The organism is Stenotrophomonas sp. (assembly GCF_031995405.1).
Classification (GTDB): domain Bacteria; phylum Pseudomonadota; class Gammaproteobacteria; order Xanthomonadales; family Xanthomonadaceae; genus Stenotrophomonas.
Genome location: NZ_DAMAGC010000214.1, coordinates 1 through 2,090, shown reverse-complemented (window position 1 = coordinate 2,090; position 2,090 = coordinate 1). Strand labels below are relative to the sequence as shown.

At 64.9% G+C, this 2,090-nt stretch carries 2 protein-coding genes; both read left to right on the top strand.

Annotated elements, in window-relative coordinates; all coding sequences use genetic code 11:
* Window positions 1-434 precede the first annotated feature (434 nt).
* Window positions 435-1,211, top strand: coding sequence for an AMP nucleosidase (locus RTO53_RS19920; RefSeq protein WP_256777318.1), 777 nt, complete (start codon window positions 435-437; stop codon window positions 1,209-1,211).
* A gap of 53 nt (window positions 1,212-1,264) precedes the next feature.
* The gene (locus RTO53_RS19915) at window positions 1,265-1,804 is read left to right on the top strand and encodes a DUF924 family protein (RefSeq protein WP_256777317.1); all 540 of its coding nucleotides are present in this window, start codon (window positions 1,265-1,267) and stop codon (window positions 1,802-1,804) included.
* The last annotated feature ends 286 nt before the right edge of the window (window positions 1,805-2,090 follow it).

The window sequence follows — 2,090 nt, the reverse complement described above, 5'->3', positions numbered from 1 at the left end:
CTCCGGCGTCGGCCTGCGGCCGCCGCCTCCCCCTTTATTTCGCCTCCAAGGGCACGGGCACCCAGCGCCCGACCCACCGACAGCCTCAGAGAAGCCCGGTTTTTACCGGCTTACCGCAAGCCGAGCGCCGTCGCGGCCGGTAGGCGCCTGGGCAAAATAAAGGAGGAGGCCGCCCGCGGCCGGGGGACATTTGCGCCAGGGGCCTACCGGCCGCGGCGGCGCCCCCACGCGCGCGCCAGACCCGATCACAGACGCCACGCGATCCCCACGCTCCATGGACTGCATGACGCGCACGCGCACCGCCGGGCACCGTCTGCCAAGGCCCTTGGAACCGGACGCTCCCCACCTTGGGAAGAAAAGCCTGATCGCTTGCTTGTTGCTGCTCCATCCCCAGAATAGGCGCACTGAACCATGTGCCGGACGGAAATCGCGGGATGAAGAACAAGCAGGAAATCGTTGAAAACTGGCTGCCGCGTTACACCGGCGTGCCCTTGGACCAGTTCGGCCAGCACATCCTGCTGACCAACTTCGCCGGCTATCTGCATACCTTTTCGCACCTTACCGGCGCGCCGGTGCAGGGCATGGACCGGCCGATGGCCAGTGTCACCAGCGACGACATCACCCTGATCAACTTCGGCATGGGCAGCCCGAACGCGGCGATCGTGATGGACCTGCTGTCGGCGGTGATGCCCAAGGCCGTGCTGTTCCTGGGCAAATGCGGTGGGCTCAAGCGCAAGAACCAGCTCGGCGACCTGGTCCTGCCGATCGCCGCGATCCGCGGCGAGGGCACCTCCAGCGACTACCTCCCGCCGGAAGTGCCGGCACTGCCGGCCTTCGCCCTGCAGCGCGCGGTGTCCACCACCATCCGCGATCTGGGCCACGATTACTGGACCGGCACGGTCTACACGACCAACCGCCGGGTCTGGGAGCATGATGAGGCCTTCAAGGAGAAGCTGCGGCTGATGCGCTGCATGGCCATCGACATGGAGACGGCCACGCTGTTCGCGGCGGGCTTTGCCAACCACATTCCGATCGGTGCATTGCTGTTGGTGTCCGATCAGCCGATGATCCCCGACGGGGTCAAGACCGAGGCATCCGATGCCAAGGTCAGCTCGCAGTTCGTCGAAAACCATATCCAGATCGGTATCGAGGCGCTTAAGCTTATACGGCGCAACGGCAAGTCGGTCCGCCACCTGCGCTTTGACGAGTGATGGATATCGCACCGGCGGGCGTCTTGGGGACGCTCCGCCATCAGGGGTAGTAAATGGACGTGGCGGCACAAGTCGTGGAATTCTGGCGCAATGCCGGTCCACAACAATGGTTCACGCGCGACGACGCATTCGATGCGCGGTTCCGCGAGGCGTTCCTGGAGGAACACTTCGCGGCGGCACGTCGTGCGCGCGAACATTGGCTGGGCAGTGCCGACGGCGCGCTGGCGCTGATGATTCTGCTCGACCAGTTTCCGCGTAACTGTTTCCGCGATACGGCCCATTCCTACGCGACCGATGGGCTGGCCCGGCACTACGCGATGCGCGCGGTGGAAGAGGGGCTGGACCTGCAGTTGGTGCCGAAGCTGCGCGCCTTCATCTATCTGCCGTTCGAGCATTCGGAAGACCCGCAGGACCAGGAGCGTTCGGTGGCGATGTTCGATGTGCTGGGCGACAAGGAATACCTGCAGTACGCCGAGTTGCATCGCGACATCATCCGCCGGTTCGGGCGTTTCCCGCACCGCAATGCGGTGCTGGGGCGGATGCCGACGCCGGAAGAACTGGATTACCTGGCCGAAGGTGGGTTTGCGGGTTGAGGTTTTGAGAGCGGCGTAGAAGCAAAAAGCGTAGAAGCAACAGCAACGGCAACAGCAACAGCGCGAGTGCGTGCCGTTGCTGGCTTGGCGGGTACGGGTGGGTTGGCGGGACACGCCGTAAATCCATCCGTGGAGGCTCGCGTGCGCCATCCATGGCGCCCGACGGTCCCGCCAACCCACCCACACCGGCCCATCGAACGTTGGCCGGTGCTTTGGGGAGGTGAGCGCAGGAGCAGCCGAGCGTGGCTCGGCTCTACCCGGGTGGCTCTGGTTTATCCGCACCGAA